Below are 21,656 nucleotides of genomic sequence, written 5' to 3' on the forward strand. Positions count from 1 at the left end.
GGTGGTTATCCGCGTGCCGCTGCCAGCATCTCGGCGATGTCCACGAACTTGATTCGCGGGCGTTTCGTAGCACTGCCCCTGCGCCGCTCTTCGGCGTCGATGGCACGCCAGCCCTTCCAGCCGACAGGGTCTGCGCCGCGGTCGGCCAAGGTCTGTCGCAATGCCTCGCGATTGCCCACCTGGCCGCTGAGTCGTCCCCCGTCGAAGTCCTGCCAAAGACTCTCGACGGTTTCTTCCGCACAGGTGCGGTTGGTGCCGATCACGCCACGTGGTCCGCGCTTGATCCAGCCGGTCACATACACGCCTTCGACCGGTGCGCCGTCGGGGTCGACCACGCGCCCCCGGTCGTTGGGTATCACGCCACGGTCCTCATCGAATGGCAATCCGGGACTTGGTATTCCGCGATAGCCGATCGAACGCAGGATCAACGGGGTGTCCAGCACCTCGGTCATGCCGCCGGCGAGGCCAACTCGTATCCCCTCGGCACGGTCGGTCCCGGTGATCTCGACCGGTGTGGTGTCGAACCGGAAGACGATGCGCTTGTTGCCAGGGTTGGCCTCCCGTTGGGCGTAACGACGGGCGATCTCGAGTTTCAGGGTGGTCTCCACGTCATCATCCGGAAGATCGGCGAGATCGTTGGTGTCGACGACGACGTCGATGCCCGGAAGGTGCTCCAGCGCGGCGAACTCACCCACCGAGTACGCCCCGTAACGGGCGCTGCGCCGCCCGAGGATGACCACCTCGCGTATCGAGCTGTTCGACAACGCATCCAGGGCATGTTGGGCGATGTCCGTGCCGGCCAGCTCGGCGGCGTCCATGAGCAGGACCCGGGCCGCGTCGAGGGCGACATTGCCGTTGCCCACGATCACGACCCGCTCGGCCGACAGATCGAACTCGTGTCGGGCATGGTCGGGGTGCCCGTTGTACCAACCGACGAAGTCGGCGGCCGGCGAGTTCCCGGGTAACCGCTCGCCCGGGATTCCCAGCTCGCGGCTGCGGGAGGCTCCGACGGCGTAGATCACCGCGTGGTGGTGTGCCATCAGGTCGTCATGTGTCAGATCGCGCCCGATCTGGACGTTGAAATGGCAGCCCACCCGACTGTCACCAAACATGCGGTTGAAGATGTCGACGACCGATTTGGTGTGCTGGTGGTCGGGCGCGACCCCGGCGCGCACCAGGCCGAAAGGAGTGGGAAGTCGTTCGTAGACATCGACTTCCACGCCCGGGGTGCGAGTCAGTGCCGCTACGGCGTAGCACGCCGCGGGTCCCGCCCCGACCACGGCGACCCGGAGTGCCCCTGGCTCGACGGCCGGGTGGTCGGCCGGCGATACCGGCTCGCCGGCGGTGAGTGGATGCCGGTCGAAGTACCGCGCGTTCATATCGCGGAAGATGGCGAGTTCGGCAGGCAGGTCTTCGTCGTAGTAGATCGCGTCGACCGGGCATTCCTCCATGCACGCACCGCAGTCGATGCAGGTCTCCGGGTCGATGAAATGCATCTCCGTGTCCGTGTACTCGCCGCCCGCGCCGGACGGCCGAATACAGTCGACCGGACACACCGCTATGCAGCTGGCATCCTTGCAACAGTTCTGGGTGATGACGTAACTCATGGGACGGACCGGGGCCCTAGTCCTCTTCGAGGATCAGCGCGAGTTCGGGGCAGGACGCCACGCCATCGCGGATCGTTTGTTCCTCGTCCGCGGCGACGGTGCGGGTTTCCAGAATGGAGTACCCGTCGTCGTCGATCGGGAAGAGGTCGGGATCGACCGCGTAGCACTGGGCGTGGCCGGCACACTTGGGCCGATCCAGTCGTATCTTCATGTGGTGTCTCCTAGGCTGAGAGGACATTTACTGCCTAGTAAAACTATAGGATTTAGGTGTATTGAAGTCCACAGTGGGTAACGCGGGGTATAAACCTCACGACTTTAGATATATTGCGTTACCTTGACCGAGGGGAAGTATCGTCGATGGACCAAACCACCACTGCCCCAGCGTCCGACGCGAGATCTGAGATCGTCGTACGCTGTCCGGCCGATGGCAGCGTGGCCGGCGCAGTGCCCGACCTGACACCCGCTGATGTCGCCGCCATGGCCGCCCGGCTGCGTTCGGCTCAGCCTGCGTGGGAGGCGCTGGGTGCGCGCGGGCGCAGCACCCACCTGCTGAGATGGCTGGACTGGTTGTTGGACAACGAGCGCCGGATATTGACGCTGGTACAACAGGAAACAGGTAAATCCTGGGCTGATGCGTCGATGGAGATGGCGGTCGTCATCGACGTCATCAATTACTTCACCAAGCACGCCGAGGGCTTCCTGGCTGACCGCAAGGTGAAACCGGCAGGTCCGGCGAACTCGGTACGCCGCCTGCGCGTGCAGGTGCGGCCCCATCAACTTGTCGGCTTGATCACGCCGTGGAACGGCCCGCTGGCCGGACCGATGATGGACGTGGCCGGCGCCCTGGTCGCAGGTGCGGCGGTGTTGTGTAAACCGTCAGAGGTAACTCCGCTGGCCTGGTCCGAGGCTGTGCGAGGCTGGAACGAGGAGATCGGCGCCCCGCCCGTACTCGGCTGTGTGACCGGCGGCGGTGCCGCCGGTGCCGCCGTCGTCGACCAGGTGGACATGGTCATGTTCACCGGCTCGGTCCGGACTGGCCGGGCCATTGCCGTCCGCTGTGCGGAGCGGCTGATCCCGTGCAGTTTGGAGCTCGGCGGCAAGGACGCGTTCATCGTGCTCGCCGACGCCGATATCGAACGAGCGGCCGGGGCCGCGGTGTGGGGCGGGATGACCAACTCAGGGCAGGCCTGCGTGGGAGTCGAGAGGGTGTATGTCGAGTCAGCCGTCTACGACGAATTTGTGGCGCTGGTGACGGCCAAGGTGAAAGCGCTGCGGCAGGGGATGGACGCGCCGGGCAGCTTCGCCTGCGATATCGGCGCCATGGTGACGGCCGCCCAGGTCGCCATCGTGACCGATCACGTGAACGATGCGGTCGACAAGGGCGCCAGGATCCTGTGCGGGGGTGAGCCCGGCACGGAGGGCAACTTCTTCGAACCCACGGTCCTGGTCGACGTGGACCATTCCATGACGTGCATGCGGGAAGAGACATTCGGGCCCACACTGGCGATCATGCGCGTCGCCGACGCCGAGGAGGCGATTGCCCTTGCCAACGACTCCGAGTACGGATTGAGCTCGAGCCTGTGGACGCGTGATCGCGGCACGGCCGACCGGCTGTCCCGGCGTATCGAGGCTGGATCGGTCTCGGTCAACAATGCGCTCGTGGCAACGTTCCAGATGCCCATCCCGATGGGTGGATGGAAGAACTCGGGACTGGGGACGCGATTCGGCGGCGCCAACGGCGTGTTGAAGTACTGCCGTCAGCAATCAGTTGTGGAAGAGCGTTTTTCGCTGAAGTCGGAGCCACTCTGGTACCCCGTGCTCCCGGCCAAGGCGCGTCTGATCAGCCGCGCGGCGAGGCTGCTCGGTGCGCACGACTGGCGGCGGCGGCTGGGGCTCAGGGCACGTCGGTGAAATCGACCGCGCCGGGCGGGATCGGTAGTCCAGAGCGCCGCAGCATCCGCTGGTCGAGCTTTCGGCCGCCGGACAGAAAGCCCATATGCAACTTTCGCTGCGGTATGCTAGCCGAGTCTCATTAGGTTATCGGGGAGTGTGGCATGGCGCGACCGTCCAAACCGCTGATCAGCAGAGCAGCAGCGGTGCAGGCGTCCATCGAGATCATCGACTCCGAGGGTTTGGACGCTTTCAGCCTGCCGCGGCTTGCCAGCCATATGGGTGTTCGCGCCCCGTCGCTCTATCACCACTTCTCCGACAAGAACGAAATCCTCACCGCGATCGCGCGGCACGTCGCGGGCAAATCTGTCATCAAGCCGAGGCGTGCGCCCGGACCGGACTGGCCGGAATACTTCGTGACGCTCGCGCTGAACTTCCGGCAGTCGGTGCTTCGGCACCGTAATACGGCACCGATCCTGGTCGAACACCTGCCGCGCGAGACGCTTGTCAACAGCTTCGAGGATGCCGCCCGATTCCTGGGTGCGTCCGGCGTTCCCGTCCGCCTGCACGTGCGCATTCTCGACGGGATCGAAACGCTATGTATCGGAGCCGTTCTCGCCGAGGCGGTGCGTAACCCGCGTGGCAGGCATGCCTTGTTCCCCGATATCAATGCGACCGAATACCCGCATCTGGCAGAGGCTTTGGCCGCCAACGAAATGACGGTCAAGGAGATGTTCGCCGAACGGATCCGTAGTTTCCTGTACGGGGTCCTGCTCGAAGACGAGAACCGTGCCAGTATCGACGAGGCATCGGCCTGAACTCGTCACCACTCCGTGACGACCGTAAATGCCTCACGCTCTGTAGTTTTCGCTCGGTGACCGGTCGGCGGCTGCGCTACAGTCCGATCCGGCCGGCGAGTGCGGTTCGGGGATCGGAGAACCTCTGCGCAGCCAGGCGCAGGAACCGGGCATCGGCGAACGCGCCGGATGCGGCGTTGGTCGCCATTGTGGCCGACAGTTCAGCCAGCCGGAACCAGGTGTTCTCGAACTCGGCCAACGGTCGCCCGAAAACCTTTCGGACGCCGACATATTCGATGCGCGGACAAAGTGCTGAGCGTGCGGCCGCGGCCGCCGTCACCGCGAATGGCTGGGACGAGTCGAAGGCAGGTACGTCGGCGGCGGTGATGGCCGCGTTCGCCAACGCCTGGGCAAGTACCACCCGTTCGGAGTGGCAAACTGTGCACCGAATCCCCTGCTGGTTTCGAACGTCGACCTGACGCCACTGAGGCAGGCGTTGGTACCGGCGCCCAGCCGTCGTATCGGGCTGTTCGAATCCATAGTCGCTCCTCATCGCCGGCCGGTTGGCTCAGGCCACGGAGTAATGCGACGATGAGGCTCTAAACTCGCTGGGAGAAGATTTGTTGACCGCAGCGAGGGGAGATCCGTGGCGGAGGTCGCGAACGGCGAACAGTCGAAGCGTCCCAGGGGAAGACCTCGACTGGCGATCGATCGTGACGCGGTCGCCGACGCGGTGGCGGCTCTGTTCGCCGAGGGCGGGTACGAGGCGGTGACGATCGTCGATACCGCCGACAAGCTGGGTGTTTCTCGTGCCACGCTGTACCGGGCGGTGCCGACCGAAGAGGACCTGCTCGGCATCCTGTTCGAACGCTGCACCGGGGAACTGACTGAGCGCACCAAGGCCGCCATCGCCGGCTCGTCCGACCCCGGTGAACAACTGATGGCGATGATCAGACTGCAGGCCGATGCCGCGGTGAGTATGCGCAGCTACCTGCCGGTGTTCTTCGGGGGAGCGGGATTGCCGCCCGAGGTGTACAACCGGTGGCGTTCGTGGAGCCGCCATTTCGAGAAGATGTGGGTCGGTGTGGTCAGTGCGAACATGGAACGCGGATACCTCGACGAAGGGGATCCCACGGTCACCGCGCGGCTGATCCTGGGCATGATCATCTGGGTGTCTCGCTGGTACCGCCCTCGCGAGCAGATCACGTCCGAGGAGATCGCGGACACCGCGATCCACCTCGTCCGACTGGGGGTCGCGCCACCTCGTGACCGCAGAACCCGTGGCGGCAATGCCACCACGGATCAAGGCTGACGACGCCACGTCGACTTTGAGCGCGCCGGCCGGGCGCGCAGCCGATACGACTACGCACCTTCAGCATTCGATGCTGAAGGTGCGCAGTCGGTTCGACGGGGTGGCCGCCGCAGTGTCAGGGCCTAGCGGTGCTGCCCGGCGCTGCCGTGGCGTGCCCGGCCCCCGGCACCACTGTGACCGCCGGAGCGGCCGGCACCGGCGCCCGTGGCCCGGTTGGGCCGACGGCGTTGGCCGGACGAACGACCGGGCTGCTGCGGCGACCGCGTCGCTGCAGGCTCAGGGGTGGACAGCGCGATCGGACCGGTGAAAGTCCGCTCGCCCGGGGCGATCTCTTGAAGCACCGGATGCGAGGCACCGCTGAACTTGGTGACGGTCGGCTTGATGCCCGCCTTGCGGGTCAGCACGCGGACATCGGAGACCTGATCGTCGACCATCAACGTCACGACGGTGCCGTCGTTGCCGGCGCGGGCCGTGCGCCCGGACCGGTGCAGGTAGGCCTTGTGTTCGACCGGCGGATCGGCGTGCACCACGAGGCTGACATCGTCGACGTGAATACCGCGGGCGGCGATATCAGTGGCCACGAGGACCGTGGCCGACCCATCGGAGAACGCGGCCAGATTCCGGGTGCGGGCGTTCTGAGAAAGGTTGCCGTGCAGTTCCACTGCCGGGACACCACGCGAATTAAGTTTCCGCGCAAGACCTTTAGCGCCGTACTTGGTGCGGGCGAACACGATGGTGCGGCCCGGCGACGCGGCCAGGTCGGCGAGCACGTCGAACCGTGCGGCCCCGTCCACGTGCAGCACGTGGTGGGCCATGGCGGCGACCGGCGACTGCTCGGAATCGACGCTGTGCACCACGGGATCGTGCAGGTAGCGGTCCACCAGCACATCGATGCCATTGTCGAGCGTGGCCGAGAACAGCAGGCGCTGACCGTCGCGCGGGGTGCGGTCCAGCAGGCGCTTGACCGGGGGCAGGAAGCCGAGGTCGGCCATATGGTCGGCCTCGTCGAGAACGGTGATCTGCACGCCGGACAGGTCGGCGTGACCGGACTTGACGTGGTCTTCCAACCGGCCGGGGCAGGCGATGACGATATCGATGCCGTTGCGCAGCTTGTCGATCTGGGGGTTGGCGCTGACGCCGCCGAAAATGGTGGCCGACCGCAGGCCGGTGGCTTGCGCCAGGGGCGCAAGGGCCGCGTCGATCTGGCTGACCAGTTCGCGAGTGGGGGCCAGGACCAGCGCGCGGAAGCTCTTGGAGCGCCGCGGGGCCGGGTTGGCCGCGAGGCGGCTCACCAGGGGCAGCAGGAACGCGTAGGTCTTACCCGATCCGGTGCGGCCGCGGCCGAGCACATCGCGACCGGCCAGGGAATCCGGCAGGGTCGCAGACTGGATGGGGAAGGGGCTGGTGATGCCGTTGGCGGCAAGGGTGGTGACAACGGCCTCGGGCAAGCCGAGGTCGGCAAACGTGGACACGAATGAACTCCAGAAAAGTCGAGTGTGGTCGTCCTGCCCGGCGCGGGGTGGTTCCCGCGGCGCTCGGTGTGACGATCGAGCAGGGCCCGAAGAGGCCCTGGCGAGGCGGCAAAAGGCAGAACAGACGATGCCGCTGGACTAAAGCGTACCCAACAATGGCGCATCCGGCCCAATTGTGAGGCGCGCGTCACGTGGGACGGCGCGGCGCCGACCCGCTCAGTCGGTCAGTGCGACGAGATCCTCGGCGAACGCGACGGCCTCGGTGGCGTCGTCGGTCAGCGGATGTACCAGGATGGTCGTCACGCCGGCCTCGGCATAAGCGGCCAGCCGTTCCTTGACGAATCCCTTTGGCCCGACCAGGGATACGTGGCGCACCAGATCGTCGGGCACGGCGGCGATCGCCTCGGCCTTCTTGCCCGCCAGGTAGAGGTCCTGGATACGGTCGGCGACCTCGCCGTAACCGTAGCGGGTGGCCAGATTGTGATAGAAGTTCTTCCCGCGCGCGCCCATACCTCCGATGTACAGGGCCAGTTGCGGTTTCGCCCACGCCAGGCGGTCCTCGACGTCATCGCCGATGGCCAGGCTGGCGCTGACCATCACGTCGAGCGGGCCCAGTGCCGGATCGCGTTTGGCGGCGCCGGCGCGCAGCGCCTCGCCCCAGACCTCGTCGGCCTTCTCCGGGTAGTAGAAGACGGGCTGCCAGCCTTCGGCGATCTCGGCGGTGAGCGCCACGTTCTGCGGTCCGAGTGCCGCGATGGTGATCGGAATACGTTCCCGTACAGGGTGATTGATCAGCTTCAGGGGCTTGCCCAGTCCCGTGCCGCGGCCGGCGGGTAACGGAAGTTGGTAGTACTTGCCGTCGTAGCTGACCTTCTCGCGCCGCCACACCTGCCTGCAGATCTCGACCACCTCGCGGGTGCGCCCCAGCGGTGCATCGAACGGCACGCCGTGGAAGCCCTCGACGACCTGCGGCCCGGACGTGCCGATGCCGAGGCGAAAGCGTCCCTCGGAGACGTAGTCGACCCCGGCCGCCGTCATCGCCAGCAGGGACGGGGTGCGCGTGTAGATCGGGACCACGCCGGTGCCCAGCTCGATTGTCGAGGTCTTGGCGGCCAGGTAGCCCAGCTGGCTGATCGCGTCGTAGGAGTAGGCCTCGGCGACCAGCGCGATGTCGATGCCGACCTGCTCCAGTGCCACGACCTGTTCGGCCGCCTCCTTGAAGCCGCCGGCGTAGCCCAGAAAGATCCCTGTCCGCATGCCAGAGTTATATCACCAACCGGTTGGTTGGGATTTGGACGGTTCGGCTGTCAGCCCTTGAGTAGGGCGACGACCTTGTCCTCCAGCGTCGGCGGGACGGCTTCCGGGTCGATCGGTGCGGTCTTGGGCAGCGTGACCTCCGGGTCGGCGAACTCCCGGTAGGTCTTGTCGCCGCCCAGCACGAACAGCAGGTAGCCGGTCAACAGCGCCCGCACCGCCTTCTGCGTGCCCCGATCGGCACCGGGCAGGCCGACCAGCCTGCTCAGGCGCCGACCCTCCACGAGCCCGCCGGGTTCGGCCTTGGACACCGTGCGCGTCGTCGCGGTGCGCCACGCGCCGGCCAACGCGTCGGCATTGGAACGGATGGCGGTGCCGTCGGACGGCGCCCGCAGGATCAGCCCGGGCAGCGTCAGCCCGGCGGCCGGCTGCTCGGCCGGCGGGCTGGATGCGGCCGGGAACAGGGCGGCTGCGGCTTTGAGCCTGCCCTGCATACCGGCCGCGGCGAACACCGCCGCGGATCCGCCGAAACCGTGCCCGGCCACGGCCAGCTTGTCCGGATGGACGCTGATCTTGCCCGGTCCCAGGCGCACCCCGGCGATGATGTCGAGCGCGGTGCCCAAGTCGAACGCGGCGTTGAGCACGGACGGGGCCAAGGACTTCTCGGTATCGGGTGCCGCCGCCACGATGCCCCAGGACGCGAGATGCTCCAGGGTGCCCGCATACCGGTCGGCGCCGGTCAGCCAGTCGTGCCCGAACGCCAGGCCGGGCAGGCCCAGCCCCGATTCAGGGGTGTAGACCACGCCCGGCAGACCGGCAAAGGCCAGGTCGCCGCGGAGTACACGATGCGGGCCGCGCCGGGTCAGCGCAGCGAATAGTTTCTTCGTCCTGGCCACCCGTTGACCCTAACCGAACCGCCCGCGGCGGTGTCTCGTGTGAGCGAGCCGCCGCGAACGCAGCGACAGGGAGTCCGTCCGCTGCACTACCCTGGGTAACCATGTGTGGAATCGTCGGTTACGTCGGACGGCGCCCTGCCTGCGGGATCGTGGTCGACGCGTTGCGGCGGATGGAATACCGGGGCTATGACTCCTCGGGTGTCGCCCTGCTCGACGGCGACGGCGGTCTGGTGGTGCGGCGCCGAGCCGGCCGGCTGGCCAATCTGGAGGAAGCCGTCGCCGAGACGGATGCGGCGCTGCTCGCCGGTACGACGGGGATGGGGCACACCCGGTGGGCCACTCATGGCCGGCCCACCGACCGCAATGCGCATCCGCACCGGGATGCCGACGGCAAATTCGCCGTCGTGCACAACGGCATCATCGAGAACTTCGCGGCGCTGCGCACCGAGCTGGAAGCCGTCGGCGTCGAGTTCGCCAGCGACACCGACTCCGAGGTGACCGTGCATCTGGTCGCCCACGCCTACCGCGAGGGCCCCACCGCCGGGGACTTCGTGGGCTCGGTGCTGTCGGTGCTGCGACGGCTCGAAGGGCATTTCACGCTGGTGTTCGCCAGCGCCGAAGAACCCGGCACCATCGTCGCGGCCCGCCGGTCCACCCCGCTGGTGGTCGGGGTGGGGGACGGCGAGATGTTCGTCGGTTCCGATGTCGCCGCGTTCATCGAGCACACCCGCGACGCCGTCGAACTGGGGCAGGACCAGGCGGTCGTGATCACCGCTGACGGGTATCGGGTCACCGACTTCGCCGGCGAGGACCAGACCGCGAGTGCCCGCACGTTTCATATCGACTGGGACCTGAGCGCCGCCGAGAAGGGTGGCTACGACTACTTCATGCTCAAGGAGATCGCCGAGCAGCCCGCCGCGGTCGCCGACACCCTGCTCGGTCATTTCGTCGACGGTCGCATCGTGCTCGACGAGCAGCGCCTGTCCGATCAGGAACTGCGCGAGGTCGACAAGGTCTTCATCGTCGCCTGCGGTACTGCCTACCATTCCGGACTTCTGGCCAAGTACGCCATCGAACACTGGACCCGGCTGCCGGTCGAGGTCGAGCTCGCCAGCGAATTCCGGTACCGCGACCCGGTTCTGGACCGCAGCACGCTGGTGATCGCCATCTCGCAGTCGGGTGAGACGGCCGACACGCTCGAAGCGGTGCGGCACGCCAAGGAGCAGAAGGCCAAAGTGCTGGCCATCTGCAACACCAACGGCAGCCAGATCCCGCGCGAGGCCGACGCGGTGCTCTACACGCGTGCCGGTCCGGAGATCGGAGTGGCGTCCACCAAGACGTTCCTGGCGCAGGTGGCCGCGAATTATCTTGTCGGACTTGCCCTTGCGCAAGCACGGGGGACCAAGTACCCCGACGAGGTGGCCCGCGAGTACCACGATCTGGAGGCGATGGCCGATCAGGTCGCCCGAGTGTTGACCTGCATGGAACCGGTGCGCGAGCTTGCCCGCCGGTTCGCGCGGTCGTCGGCGGTGCTGTTCCTCGGCCGGCACGTCGGTTACCCGGTGGCGCTGGAAGGTGCGCTCAAGCTCAAGGAGCTGGCGTACATGCACGCCGAAGGTTTTGCCGCCGGTGAACTCAAGCACGGACCCATCGCGCTGATCGAGGACGATCTGCCGGTGATCGTGGTGATGCCGTCGCCGAAGAACTCGGCCACCCTGCACGCCAAGCTGCTCAGCAATATCCGCGAGATCCAGGCCCGCGGCGCGGTGACCATCGTCATCGCCGAGGAGGGCGATGACACCGTGGCGCCGTATGCCGACCACCTGATCGAAATCCCGGCAGTGTCAACGCTTTACCAGCCGCTGCTGTCGACGATTCCGATGCAGGTGTTCGCGGCGGGGGTGGCGCAGGCGCGCGGCTACGACGTGGACAAGCCGCGCAACCTGGCCAAGTCGGTGACGGTCGAGTAGTAGCGGGCTGACGGTGGGTGAGGTCGGCCGCTGGCGCAGCGCCGCCGCCCGCGCTCACTTTCTCACCGTGTACGAGGCGGGCATGGCCGCGCTGCCGGTGGTGGGTGAATCCGTCGACGTGCCGACGACGTTCGGTACGGCGGCCTAGGTTTTTCGTCGCCGTCGAACTCGGCCGACCTCTCGGTGGTCGTGGATCGCCAAAGTGGACCCCTCGAATTGTGTGAAGGTCAAATCACTTGTGCGCACACCAGTCTAATATCAGCACACGGATGTTCGGTTGCGGCCGAGCGGTACTGAGCCAAAGAAGCTTGACTACGCCTGGTCGGTCTTGATGCCGTTGATCAAGTACCACAGGCCGCGTTCGAATGATTCTGGTGACCCGCCTTGTCCGCGTTTCGTCTGAATCATGACGGCGCCGAGTAGGTAGTTGAAGATGATGCTGATTCCGTCGATCGCCTGGTGTTCGTTGTAGCCGCCGCTGCGCAGAATGTTGAGGAGGCTCTCGCGAACTTCAGCAACCCAGGAGCCTTTCAATTCCTGCGTGATCAGAACTTCGGCGATGCCAGGGCGGGTGACTAACGTCTGGCGAAGATCCTCAATGGCCTTGAAGAGCACTTCATCCCATGGTGCTTTCTCAGTGGTTCGAATTGATGGCACCGCGATGGTGTGGGCGACGAGTGCTTCGAGTAGTGCTTCCTTCGAGTCGAAATACCCATACAACGTCATATGACTGACGCCGAGGTCGGCACTGACGCGACGAAACGTCACGGCCTCCAAGCCATCCGCGTCGAGGACGGCGAGCGCCGCAGTGATCACCTGCTCGACGTCCAGGAGTGCCCGACGCCCTGGACGTCCCCGCTGATTATCCGTCGTCATGACAAACAGTAATAGAGCACGGGGGTTGACATCACAAAATTTTACCAAGTAAATTTACGGCGTAAATATTCGTCGCTCGTCGACTTCCCGACCGATGGTAGAAACGTGAAACTTGGCTTCTTGCTGCCCACAATGCATTCGCTGGACGTCAACCGCATGGCGCTGGACGCCGCTGTGCGGCTAGGAGTGGACGACGTATGGGTACTTGACCACATGATGGGTCTGACACATCCCGCTGTATGGCCGTTGTTCCCTGCCTCCCAAGCGCTTCCCGACCCCGACGCGCTGCTGGACCCTTTTTGCCTTGCTGCGGCGCTCGGACCTATCACCGATGTCCCTCTCGGTGTGTGCGTCACCGATGCCACGCGGCGCCGCGGCGGTGACCTCGCGCGCGCCTCGCTCACGCTGCACGACATCTGCAACGGCGGCTTCATTCTTGGCCTCGGCTCCGGCGAAGCCGAGTCGATCTTGCCGTTTGGATACGACTATGGGGCTCCCGTGGGCAATGTCGAATGTGCACTTCGCGAGTTGAGGTCGATGCTCGACCACGGTCAGATGCCCGATGGTGTCGGACGCACGGGGCTGTCCCGCGACGGCGCCAAGGGGGTCCCCCAGGTGTGGGTCGCCGCTCAACAACCACGCATGCTGCGGCTCACGGGTACCTACGCTGACGGCTGGTTGCCACTGCCCAGCAGTATCGAGTCGTACCGAGAACAACACAACGTCATCAAAACGGCCGCTGCGAAGGCAGGCCGTCCCGCTCCTGTTGCATCGCTGGTGCCCGCCACTATCTTTGGTGACTCCCGTGAGCACGTCATGCAGACTCTCGACCAGGTTCCGGTCGCGCGATTGATCGCCTATTATCTGCCTGCGGCGACATGGCGCAAGTACGGCTTGGACCATCCCGGCGGGCCCGACTGCCGCGGCCAGTCTGACATCATCCCGCACGCTGTTGACGCCGAGCAGCTCATCGAGATCGCCCGCAAAATCCCGGTCGAACTGGTCGAGGAACTTGTATGGCTCGGTAATGCCGACGAAATCGCCGAGCGTATAGCACCATTCGCCGAAGCTGGCGCAACGCACCTGATGCTCGGCGACGTCACCGGAACGACCTATGCGCCTGAGGAATCAGCCAGGGTACTCGGCGACCAGCTTCCACGACTAAAGACTCTGCTCGCCGAAATCTGACATTGACCACACGTGACGATGCCTAAACCTCGTTCCACCGACTGACCTGGTTGTATAGGGGTGTCGGAATGAGGAAAGTGCCCTCTGGGCTGGGATGATTGGTGTTCTCACGCATCAATCGGTCCAGTTCGGAAAGGCACTTCCGGTGCAAGTTTCGCATAGGTTCGCCTCGGATTCAGCGGTGTTCGACGATGGCAATCTCGTGTCGTGTGCCGGTGTGGTTGCGGTGATGACGTTGGCCGAGCAGACCGGGCTTTCGCGCTTGCTCGGCGAGAAGGTCCACATCAGCGCGCCGCGGATAAAGTCCGGGTCGGCGAACCCGGCACCGAAGCTGGCCACCGTGGTCGCAGGCATGGTTGCCGGTGCGGACTGCATCGATGACGTCGACATCCTGCGCAGCGGCGGGATGAAGTCGCTCTTCGACGGCGTGTACGCACCGTCGACGGTGGGAACGTTGCTGCGGGAGTTCACCTTCGGTCACGCCCGCCAGTTGGAGTCGGTGCTGCGCGAGCACCTGGTGGCGTTGTGCGGCCGGGTCGACCTGCTCCCCAACGCCGCCGAACAACGGGTGTTCATCGACATCGACTCGTTGCTGCGCCCGGTCTACGGCCACGCCAAACAAGGCGCCTCCTACGGGCACACCAAGATCGCCGGCAAGCAGATCCTGCGCAAGGGACTGTCCCCGCTCGCCACCACGATCAGCACCGCGTCCTCGGCTCCGGTGATCGCCGGGATGCGGCTCCGCGCCGGAAAGGCCAACTCGGGCAAGGGTGCCGCACGGATGGTCGCCCAAGCCATCAGCACCGCCCGCGCCGCCGGTGCCAGCGGGAAGATCCTGGTCCGCGGCGACTCGGCCTACGGCAACCGCAAGGTGGTCGCCGCGTGTGTCCGCGCAGGCGCCCAGTTCTCGCTGGTGATGACCCGCAACCCGGCCATCGACCGCGCGTTGGCCGCCATCGACGACGACGCGTGGACACCGGTGTCCTACCCCGGAGCGGTCCAAGATCCCGATACGGGGGCCTGGATCTCCGATGCCGAAGTCGCCGAAATCCCCTACACCGCATTCGCATCCACCCCCGATGCGATCACCGCCCGCCTGGTCGTGCGCCGCGTCAAAGACGCCCGCTACCCCGACGCGCTGTTCCCGGTGTGGCGGTATCACCCGTTCCTGACCAACACCGACCTGCCGGTCACCGAGGCCGACGTCACCCACCGCCAGCACGCGATCATCGAGACCGTGTTCGCCGATCTGATCGACGGAGCGTTGGCGCACATCCCGTCGGGCCGGTTCGGCGCGAACTCCGCCTGGGTGCTGTGCGCGGCGATCGCCCACAACCTGCTGCGCGCCGCCGGAGTCCTCGCCGGAGAACGTCACGGCCGAGCGCGGGGATCGACGCTGCGCCGCCGCATCGTCAACGTGCCAGCCCGACTGGCCCGTCCACAGCGCCGACCAGCCCTGCACCTACCTAGCCGCTGGCCCTGGTCGAAGGCCTGGCTTGCCCTGTGGCGCAGCATCATCGGACACAGCCCACCACAACGCGCGATCCCCTGATCAACTGCCAAACAGGCCCGACCGGAGCACACAGGAAAAGCTGGCCAGACCAGCGGGGCCACCTCATGCCCGCATCCCGAACATCGGCATCAACGAGAAACGACTCCCGTCACCGAGGTCAGTCGGTGGATCGAGGCTAAAAAGCCGAACTCATGAACGGAGGTTCGCTCAGGCCGTCGACAACCTGCAGGACTACAACGCGCAATGCGGAGCCATCGCAGAGCCCGTCATTCCCGACGCGCCAGGCGCTAGCAACCCCAGCAGGCTACTTGCCAACTGCAACCCCAGCATCCACCCGAGTACGCCGAGCTCCAAACACAAGCCCAACTGCGGAAACGAGGACACGCCATGACCATTGACACCGAACGTGAGATCACTCCCGAGGATGACTCGTGGCGGTTCCACGAGCGGCCCGCGGACCCATTCTGGAATGAGTCAGGCCTATTCGGGTTCATGATCCCCGAGCGCAAGATCGACGGTTACTTCTACATCTGGCACCGTCCGAACATGAATCTCACGTCGGCGGGTGTCGCGTTGTGGGACGACAAGGGAATGGAATCGCACGATTGTCTGTATTCGGAGTGGTTTCATTTCAACCCCATGTCTGCTGACACTGACATGTTCGACTTCAAACTCACCAATGGCATGAGCTGCAGGGTGATCGAGCCGCTGCGGCAGTACCGGCTGGGCTACACCAGTGAGACCTACTCTCTCGATCTCTTATGGACCGGCGCCTACCCGCCCCCGAATCTGCATTACTCCGGCGAGCACGGCTTCGACATCTATGGTGGCGTGCACTACGAACAACTCGGCTCGGTAACCGGCAGCATCACACTGCATGGCGAAACAATTTCCGTTGATTGCCACCACTTTCGAGACCACTCCCGTGGGTTGCGGCCCGGTCCCGCCCATAACCTGCCCGGCGGTGGATTCGACTTCGCCTGGGCCTCGGAGGAGACTTCATTTGCGGTGACGTCGGCCCGCCCGGACCCCAAAGCGCCGGTCACCGCCCGATCCATCGACCGCATCAGCTACGGGCACATGACCAAAGATGGCCTCATGGCGCAGGTGGTCGACGGCACCAGGGAAGTGCTTGAACGTGAATCGGACGGCAGACCGCGCCGGGTCGTACTGCATCTGATCGACGAGCACGGACGCGAGATGCACGCACAATCGCAAGTAGTGAACTGCCTTAAGTGGCACAGTATCTGGCATATGCAATGGTGCCTCGCGTATTGGGAAGTCGACTGCGAAAGCGGGTGGGGTGAAAACCAGGACTGGTTCGACATCGACGTGATCCGCGCCCACCAACGCCGGGCAATGGGCGCCGGGCAGCCGTAACGAATCACGCCGACAACAGAACGGAGACGTGGTTTCAATGTCGATATCCAACGCCGACGACCTCACACCCGAATGGTTCACTCGTGTTCTCGGAAGTTCCGGGGCGATGGTCATCGACGTGCATCGCGAACAGCTCAGTAGCGGCGCGATGTGCGGCATGACGCGCGCAGGGCTGACGTGGGACACGATTGGCCATGAACCCGCCTCAGTCATCGTGAAATACCCGACCGCAGACCCTGGCACCCGAGCCCTCGCCGAAGCGATGAGGATGTATGAACTCGAAGTCCAGTTCTACCGCGACCTGGCGCCCCACCTGGCCGGCGTGAGTATCCCCACCTGCTATTTCTCGGAGCTCAATCACACCACCAGCGCCTTCACCCTCGTGTTGGAAGATCTCCGTGGAAAGACCCGCCCCGGAGACGTTCTCACCGAGAGCACCGCCGACGAATGCGCCGCGGTCCTTGACCAACTCGCACACCTGCAAGGGGCATCTTGGAACCTATCCGCTGCCGCAGCGATGCCGTGGCTCGCGGATCGCAACCGCACCTACACCGTCTTCGACTCTATGCCCGCCGGACTACAGCCGTGGCTCGATCGATTCGGTCACGCGCTGGAGCCCGAACAGGTCGCCCTGTTCGAGACCGTCATTCCCCAGGCAGGCCGATGGATCAGATCGTGGAACGGACCTTCAGTGGTCCAGCATGGAGACCTACGCACCGACAACATCCTGTTCAGCCTCGACCCAGTTCCACGGGCTACGATCGTGGACTTCCAAACCGTGCGCCTCGGCCCGCCCGGGATCGATCCCGCCTACTTCCTCGGCTCGTCACTGTCCACGCAGAACCGCCGCGCATACGAACTAGACCTGCTCAAGGAGTTCCACCGCCACCTCGTTGCCGTCGGAGCCGCCGACTACGACTTCAACGCGTGCTTGCGCGACTACCGAGAGGGCGCCATCTACGCTGTCTTCCTTTTCTGCGGCCTATCCAGCCAAATCCCACCATCAGAACGTTTCGATCGCGTCATCGCCGACCAGACCCGTCGATACGCAGATATGGCGCTCGACCTCAATTCCGCCAGACTAGCCAACCTCATGTGACATCGCAGAATCGGGGCCATGCCCTAGGGCTTGCCTCCTCGGCGGGCCGGATGTAGCGCTCCATCAGCCGACGCCCACCTTGTTCACCGACGCCCAGCTGCGTGCGCTGGACATGCCGGTGCTGGCATTGATCGCCGGCCGCAGCGTCATCCACGAAGGACGACGGGCGGCCGACACCGCGCGGTCAGTGCTGCGGCACGGTCAGGTCGAACTCTGGGCGTCGGCGTCCCACGCCATCAGCGGAGAGTTCCCGGACGAGATCGCCGCGCGGGCGCATCGGTTCTGGGACGGTGTCGACAGCTGAGGCCGACGGGATGTCAGGTGCGAATGACGCTGGGCCCCAAGGCTTCATACCGGTGCGCCTCGGCCGTCGGCAGTTCTGATCCGGTGACGATGGATTCGAAATCCGACACCTCGGCGAACCGGCAGAAGCTGGTCTCCCCGAACTTCGTGTGGGCGGCCACGAGAATCCTGCGCCCGGCGACGTGTACGGCCGTCTGCTTGACCGCGGCCACGGCCGGGTCCGGTGTGGTGAGGCCGTGTTCCACGGTGATCCCGTTGGTGCCGAGATACGCCACGTCGATCACCAGTGTGCGCAGCCGCTCCACGGCCCAATGATCCACCGTCGCAAGAGTTCTGCCCCGCATCCGGCCGCCCAGCAGGAGTACCGTGACCGTGTCGCTGTGCGCGAGCGCCTCGGCGGCCAGCAGCGAGGAGGTCACCACGGTGAGCTCCCGGTCGGCGATCTTCTCGGCGATCAGGCGAGGTGTGAATCCCTCGTCCAGATAGACGGTTTCGGAGCCGTGCAGGAGTTCGACGGCCGCGGCGGCGATCCGGTGCTTCTGGGCGAGGTCGACCTGGCTGCGATACTCGACGGTGGATTCGAACGCGACGGTCTCCAGTGGCACCGCGCCGCCGTGCACCCGTTTGAGCAGCCGGCGCCCGGCGAGGACCTTGAGGTCGCGGCGGATGGTCTCGGACGCGACGTGGAGTTCCTCGGCCAGCGGCAGCACCTCTACCCGGCCCCGAGTACGGGCGAACTCGACGATGCGGCTCTGACGGGTCTCTGAATCCACGGCTGACATTCTGATCGGCGGTCCGAAAGCCCTGGCCCGCGGGCCAGGGCTTTCGAAGAACTTACTTGCTCGCGCTCAGAACGGCGCGGATCTCCTCGGCCGTGCCGGCCTCCCGCAGCCGAGCCACCTCGTCCTTGTCCAGGAATACGTGCGCGATCCGGGTCAGCAGCGCCATGTGATCGTTACCGGCCCCGGCGATCCCGACCACGAACTCGGCCGGCTTGCCGTTCCAGTCGATCGGGTCGGCGTAGCGCACGAACGAGATGCCGGTCTTGCGGATGGCGCCCTTGGCGTCGTTGGTGCCGTGCGGGATGGCCAGTCCGTTGCCCATATAGGTCGACACCGACTTCTCCCGTTCGTGCATCGCGTCCACATAGGACGGGTCCACCGCCCCGGCGGCCACCAGCAGCTGCCCCGCTTCGGTGATGGCTTCCTCGGCGTTGGACGCCGCGCCGTTCAGCACGATCGAATCGACCCGGAACACGTCGTCCGTGGCATCTGCGGGCTCGGTCTGCTGCGCGCCGGGCCTGGCAGGGGCGTCACCGTTGGTCTGCTCCAGCAGTTCGACGACCTCGTCGTAGCGTGGGCTGCTCATGAAGTCGTCCACCGAGATGTGCACGGCCGAGCCGGTCTTGAGTTTCGCGCGGTCGGTCAGGTCGCGATGCGTGACGACCACGTCGTAGGTGTCGGTCAGGTTGGCGATGGACTGATTGGTCACCTTGACATCGCCGAAGCCGGCCGACTGCACCTTCTTGCGCAACACCGAGGCGCCCATCGCCGAGGACCCCATCCCGGCATCGCAGGCGAACACGATGGTCGTGATCTTGCCGTTGATACCGCCGGTCAGTGCGGCGGCCACACTGGAGCGCTTGCCCTTCAAAGCTTCCATCTCTGCGGTGGCCGCGGCCAGATCGGGTTCGTCGGTGGCCCGGTCGGTCTTGAGCAGCAGAGCGGCGACGACGAAGGACACGGTCGCGGCCCCCAGCACCGACAACGTGACACCCAGGAAGCTGCCGCTGGCGGTCTGGGCGTAGACGGCGATGATCGAGCCGGGTGCCGCCGGGGCGCGCAGCCCGGACCCGAACAGCACGTTGATGAAGACGCCGGTCATGCCGCCGAGGATGGTGGCAGCGATCAGCTTGGGCTTCATCAGGACGTACGGGAAGTAGATCTCGTGGATGCCGCCGAAGAACTGGATGATCGCCGCGCCGGGTGCCGACGCGCGAGCGGCGCCTTTGCCGAATGCCATGAAGGCCAACAGAAGACCCAGGCCCGGACCGGGGTTGGCTTCCAGCAGGAACAGGACCGACTTGCCGGTCGCCAGGGCCTGTGTGGTGCCCAGTGGGGTGAGTACGCCGTGGTTGATCGCGTTGTTGAGGAACAGCACCTTGGCCGGTTCGATGAGGATCGAGGTGAGCGGCAGTAGGTCGTGGCTGACCAGGAAGTCGACGACGTTGCCGGCCCCGCGGGTGAACGCCGAGACGACCGGCCCGATACCGAAGAATCCGAAGATCGCCAGGGCCATGCCGAGGATGCCGGCGGAGAAGTTGTCGATGAGCATCTCGAAGCCGGGGCGGATCTTGCCGTCCCACAATGCGTCCAGCTTCTTCATGGCCCAGCCGCCGAGCGGACCCATGATCATGGCGCCCATGAACATCGGGACGTCCGCGCCGGTGATCACACCCATGGTGGCGATCGCCCCCACCACGGCGCCGCGGTTGCCGTGCACCATCCGGCCACCGGTGAAGCCGATCAGCACCGGCAGTAGGTAGGTGATCATCGGGCCGACGATGCCGGCGCCGTCGAAGCTGCCCCAGCCGCCGATCTGGGCGACCCAGCCGTCCGGATTGCGCAGCGCCGGGAAGATGCCCTGCAGCCATCCGGCCTTGATGAACAACGCGGTGATCAGGCCCCAGGCGATGAATGCGCCGATATTGGGCATGACCATGTTCGACAGCGCGGTGCCCAGTTTCTGCACCCGCACGCGCGCGCCGGTGCGCGGCGTCCCGTCCGCAGGGGTGCTGGGGGCTTCGACCAGGGACATCTTGCGACCTCCGTCTTGTTCCAGTGTGCTGCCGGCAGTGGGTGACGCCGGTCACATGAGACCAAGTTAACCGCACAAGTGGGCATGAGTGCAAGCATTCAGGCGTAAATGGGCACAGAAGAATGTGGAGTTATGACCGTTTTGCGGTTAGAGTCGGCTCAGCATGTAACGCCGGACACAGGAGGCCTGCCATGAAAGCTCTGCGCTACTACGCGCCCGAGGACGTCCGCCTCGAAGACGTTCCCGAGCCGCAGTGCGGGCCGGACGAGGTCAAGATCCGGGTGCGTAACTGTTCGACCTGCGGCACCGACGTGAAGATCTTCCACAACGGACACCAGAACCTGACCCCGCCGCGCACCCTCGGGCACGAGGTCGCCGGCGAAATCGTCGAGGTGGGTGCCGAGGTGAACGCCACCTACGGCGCGACCTGGCAGGTGGGCGACCGGGTACAGGTGATCGCGGCTGTGCCGTGCGGTGAATGCCACGAATGCCGCAAGGGCTGGATGGCGGTATGCCAGAACCAGACCTCGATCGGCTACCAGTACGACGGTGGTTTCGCCGAGTACATGATCGTGCCCCGGCAGGTGCTCAAAGTCGATGGGCTGAATCGCATTCCGGACAATGTGGGATACGACGAGGCATCGGCGGCCGAGCCGTTCGCCTGTGCCATCAACGCCCAGGACCTACTCGGTATCGAGGAGGGCGACACCGTCGTGGTCTTCGGTGCCGGCCCGATCGGCTGTATGCACATCCGCATCGCCCGCGGTGTGCACGGCGCCGGCCCGATCTACCTCGTCGATGTGAATGAGCACCGGCTGAAGATCTCGGCCGATGCGGTGCATCCCGACGAGACCATCAACGCTGCCGAGGTCGACGTGGTGGCCCGGGTCATGGAGCTCACCGGCGGCCGGGGCGCCGACGTCATCATCACCGCCACCGCGGCCAATATCACCCAGGAGCAGGCGATCGCCATGGCCGCGCGCAACGGCCGGATCTCCTTCTTCGGCGGGCTACCCAAGACCAACCCGACCATCACCTGCGACTCCAACGTCGTGCACTACCGCCAGCTGCACATCCACGGTGCCAACGGATCTGCGCCCGAGCACAACAAGCGTGCCCTGCAGTACATCTCGACCGGGCAGGTACCCGTGAAGGATCTCATCACCCGGCACATCCCGATCGACAACGTGCTCGAAGCCTTCGACATCGTCAAGAAGGGCGAGGCGATCAAGGTCACCGTGGAGCCGAGCGCGGTCGCCGTCGGTACCGGGGTGCATTGAGT

At 65.5% G+C, this 21,656-nt stretch carries 20 protein-coding genes; 11 read left to right on the forward strand and 9 right to left on the reverse strand.

The genetic code is table 11. The features are described from left to right. Window positions 1–5: 5 nt before the first annotated feature. Both FHU31_RS07400 and FHU31_RS07405 read right to left on the reverse strand, forming a co-directional pair. A complete protein-coding gene (locus tag FHU31_RS07400) occupies window positions 6–1,607 on the reverse strand; it encodes an FAD-dependent oxidoreductase (protein WP_167157067.1) in 1,602 nt (533 codons plus the stop codon). Window positions 1,608–1,623: 16 nt separating this feature from the next. Continuing rightward, window positions 1,624–1,818 carry a ferredoxin gene (locus FHU31_RS07405; RefSeq protein WP_167157070.1) on the reverse strand — a complete coding sequence of 65 codons (195 nt, stop codon included), beginning with the start codon at window positions 1,816–1,818 and terminating at the stop codon, window positions 1,624–1,626. A gap of 146 nt (window positions 1,819–1,964) precedes the next feature. On the opposite strand from FHU31_RS07405, the gene FHU31_RS07410 reads away from it, so the two are divergent. Both FHU31_RS07410 and FHU31_RS07415 read left to right on the forward strand, forming a co-directional pair. After that, window positions 1,965–3,518, forward strand: a complete 1,554-nt coding sequence (locus FHU31_RS07410) for an aldehyde dehydrogenase family protein (RefSeq protein ID WP_167157071.1) — start codon at window positions 1,965–1,967, stop codon at window positions 3,516–3,518. Between the two features lie 143 nt (window positions 3,519–3,661). After that, window positions 3,662–4,315: a TetR family transcriptional regulator gene (locus FHU31_RS07415; RefSeq protein WP_167157073.1), complete on the forward strand. Its 654-nt coding sequence runs from the start codon at window positions 3,662–3,664 to the stop codon at window positions 4,313–4,315. Window positions 4,316–4,391: 76 nt separating this feature from the next. Here the strand turns inward: FHU31_RS07415 and FHU31_RS07420 are convergent, their stop codons facing one another. Then, complete coding sequence (locus FHU31_RS07420; RefSeq protein ID WP_167157075.1) at window positions 4,392–4,715, reverse strand: hypothetical protein; 324 nt, start codon at window positions 4,713–4,715, stop codon at window positions 4,392–4,394. A 225-nt stretch (window positions 4,716–4,940) separates the two neighbouring features. Between FHU31_RS07420 and FHU31_RS07425 the strand changes: the two genes are divergently transcribed. Continuing rightward, the gene (locus FHU31_RS07425; protein ID WP_167157077.1) at window positions 4,941–5,606 is read left to right on the forward strand and encodes a TetR/AcrR family transcriptional regulator; all 666 of its coding nucleotides are present in this window, start codon (window positions 4,941–4,943) and stop codon (window positions 5,604–5,606) included. Between the two features lie 122 nt (window positions 5,607–5,728). On the opposite strand, the gene FHU31_RS07430 is transcribed toward FHU31_RS07425, so the two are convergent. The 3 genes from FHU31_RS07430 to FHU31_RS07440 form a co-directional block, all read right to left on the reverse strand. Continuing rightward, on the reverse strand, window positions 5,729–7,078 hold the full coding sequence (locus FHU31_RS07430; RefSeq protein ID WP_167157079.1) for a DEAD/DEAH box helicase: 1,350 nt from the start codon (window positions 7,076–7,078) through the stop codon (window positions 5,729–5,731). Between the two features lie 216 nt (window positions 7,079–7,294). After that, complete coding sequence (locus tag FHU31_RS07435) at window positions 7,295–8,335, reverse strand: LLM class F420-dependent oxidoreductase (RefSeq protein WP_167157081.1); 1,041 nt, start codon at window positions 8,333–8,335, stop codon at window positions 7,295–7,297. Between the two features lie 50 nt (window positions 8,336–8,385). Continuing rightward, window positions 8,386–9,228 (reverse strand): dienelactone hydrolase family protein, encoded by an 843-nt coding sequence (locus FHU31_RS07440; RefSeq protein ID WP_167157083.1) that lies wholly within the window; start codon window positions 9,226–9,228, stop codon window positions 8,386–8,388. 101 nt (window positions 9,229–9,329) lie between these two features. On the opposite strand from FHU31_RS07440, the gene glmS reads away from it, so the two are divergent. Both glmS and FHU31_RS31830 read left to right on the forward strand, forming a co-directional pair. Next, entirely contained in the window at window positions 9,330–11,198 is a 1,869-nt protein-coding gene (gene glmS, locus FHU31_RS07445) for a glutamine--fructose-6-phosphate transaminase (isomerizing) (protein WP_167157085.1), read from the forward strand. Between the two features lie 13 nt (window positions 11,199–11,211). Beyond that, window positions 11,212–11,346, forward strand: a complete 135-nt coding sequence (locus tag FHU31_RS31830) for a hypothetical protein (RefSeq protein WP_263988111.1) — start codon at window positions 11,212–11,214, stop codon at window positions 11,344–11,346. Between the two features lie 164 nt (window positions 11,347–11,510). Here FHU31_RS31830 and FHU31_RS07450 read toward each other — a convergent pair whose 3' ends face one another. Further along, the gene (locus FHU31_RS07450; RefSeq protein WP_167157087.1) at window positions 11,511–12,074 is read right to left on the reverse strand and encodes a TetR/AcrR family transcriptional regulator; all 564 of its coding nucleotides are present in this window, start codon (window positions 12,072–12,074) and stop codon (window positions 11,511–11,513) included. A 105-nt stretch (window positions 12,075–12,179) separates the two neighbouring features. Here FHU31_RS07450 and FHU31_RS07455 point away from each other — a divergent pair, with 105 nt between their 5' ends. From FHU31_RS07455 to FHU31_RS07475, 5 genes are all read left to right on the forward strand, one after another. Next, window positions 12,180–13,262, forward strand: a complete 1,083-nt coding sequence (locus FHU31_RS07455) for an LLM class flavin-dependent oxidoreductase (RefSeq protein ID WP_167157089.1) — start codon at window positions 12,180–12,182, stop codon at window positions 13,260–13,262. 145 nt (window positions 13,263–13,407) lie between these two features. Continuing rightward, window positions 13,408–14,814 carry an IS1380 family transposase gene (locus tag FHU31_RS07460; RefSeq protein ID WP_167155782.1) on the forward strand — a complete coding sequence of 469 codons (1,407 nt, stop codon included), beginning with the start codon at window positions 13,408–13,410 and terminating at the stop codon, window positions 14,812–14,814. Between the two features lie 348 nt (window positions 14,815–15,162). After that, window positions 15,163–16,155: a DUF7064 domain-containing protein gene (locus FHU31_RS07465; RefSeq protein WP_167157091.1), complete on the forward strand. Its 993-nt coding sequence runs from the start codon at window positions 15,163–15,165 to the stop codon at window positions 16,153–16,155. A 37-nt stretch (window positions 16,156–16,192) separates the two neighbouring features. Continuing rightward, entirely contained in the window at window positions 16,193–17,254 is a 1,062-nt protein-coding gene (locus FHU31_RS07470) for a phosphotransferase (protein WP_167157092.1), read from the forward strand. A gap of 79 nt (window positions 17,255–17,333) precedes the next feature. Next, window positions 17,334–17,558: a hypothetical protein gene (locus FHU31_RS07475; RefSeq protein WP_208410160.1), complete on the forward strand. Its 225-nt coding sequence runs from the start codon at window positions 17,334–17,336 to the stop codon at window positions 17,556–17,558. A 13-nt stretch (window positions 17,559–17,571) separates the two neighbouring features. On the opposite strand, the gene FHU31_RS07480 is transcribed toward FHU31_RS07475, so the two are convergent. After that, entirely contained in the window at window positions 17,572–18,330 is a 759-nt protein-coding gene (locus tag FHU31_RS07480; RefSeq protein ID WP_090363352.1) for a DeoR/GlpR family DNA-binding transcription regulator, read from the reverse strand. A gap of 61 nt (window positions 18,331–18,391) precedes the next feature. Further along, complete coding sequence (locus FHU31_RS07485) at window positions 18,392–20,374, reverse strand: PTS mannitol transporter subunit IICBA (RefSeq protein WP_167157094.1); 1,983 nt, start codon at window positions 20,372–20,374, stop codon at window positions 18,392–18,394. 191 nt (window positions 20,375–20,565) lie between these two features. Between FHU31_RS07485 and FHU31_RS07490 the strand changes: the two genes are divergently transcribed. Continuing rightward, window positions 20,566–21,654: a zinc-dependent dehydrogenase gene (locus FHU31_RS07490; RefSeq protein WP_167157096.1), complete on the forward strand. Its 1,089-nt coding sequence runs from the start codon at window positions 20,566–20,568 to the stop codon at window positions 21,652–21,654. Window positions 21,655–21,656: the final 2 nt, after the last annotated feature.

The sequence above is a fragment of the Mycolicibacterium fluoranthenivorans genome (genome assembly GCF_011758805.1).
GTDB classification, from domain to species: domain Bacteria; phylum Actinomycetota; class Actinomycetes; order Mycobacteriales; family Mycobacteriaceae; genus Mycobacterium; species Mycobacterium fluoranthenivorans.

Bases quoted from the DNA above. Each gene is read 5' to 3' on its own strand.
- FHU31_RS07400 (WP_167157067.1), bottom strand. From the start codon at position 1,607: ATGAGTTACGTCATCACCCAGAACTGTTGCAAGGATGCCAGCTGCATA.
- FHU31_RS07405 (WP_167157070.1), bottom strand. From the start codon at position 1,818: ATGAAGATACGACTGGATCGGCCCAAGTGTGCCGGCCACGCCCAGTGC.
- FHU31_RS07410 (WP_167157071.1), top strand. From the start codon at position 1,965: ATGGACCAAACCACCACTGCCCCAGCGTCCGACGCGAGATCTGAGATC.
- FHU31_RS07415 (WP_167157073.1), top strand. From the start codon at position 3,662: ATGGCGCGACCGTCCAAACCGCTGATCAGCAGAGCAGCAGCGGTGCAG.
- FHU31_RS07435 (WP_167157081.1), bottom strand. From the start codon at position 8,335: ATGCGGACAGGGATCTTTCTGGGCTACGCCGGCGGCTTCAAGGAGGCG.
- glmS (WP_167157085.1), top strand. From the start codon at position 9,330: ATGTGTGGAATCGTCGGTTACGTCGGACGGCGCCCTGCCTGCGGGATC.
- FHU31_RS07450 (WP_167157087.1), bottom strand. From the start codon at position 12,074: ATGACGACGGATAATCAGCGGGGACGTCCAGGGCGTCGGGCACTCCTG.
- FHU31_RS07465 (WP_167157091.1), top strand. From the start codon at position 15,163: ATGACCATTGACACCGAACGTGAGATCACTCCCGAGGATGACTCGTGG.
- FHU31_RS07470 (WP_167157092.1), top strand. From the start codon at position 16,193: ATGTCGATATCCAACGCCGACGACCTCACACCCGAATGGTTCACTCGT.
- FHU31_RS07485 (WP_167157094.1), bottom strand. From the start codon at position 20,374: ATGTCCCTGGTCGAAGCCCCCAGCACCCCTGCGGACGGGACGCCGCGC.
- FHU31_RS07490 (WP_167157096.1), top strand. From the start codon at position 20,566: ATGAAAGCTCTGCGCTACTACGCGCCCGAGGACGTCCGCCTCGAAGAC.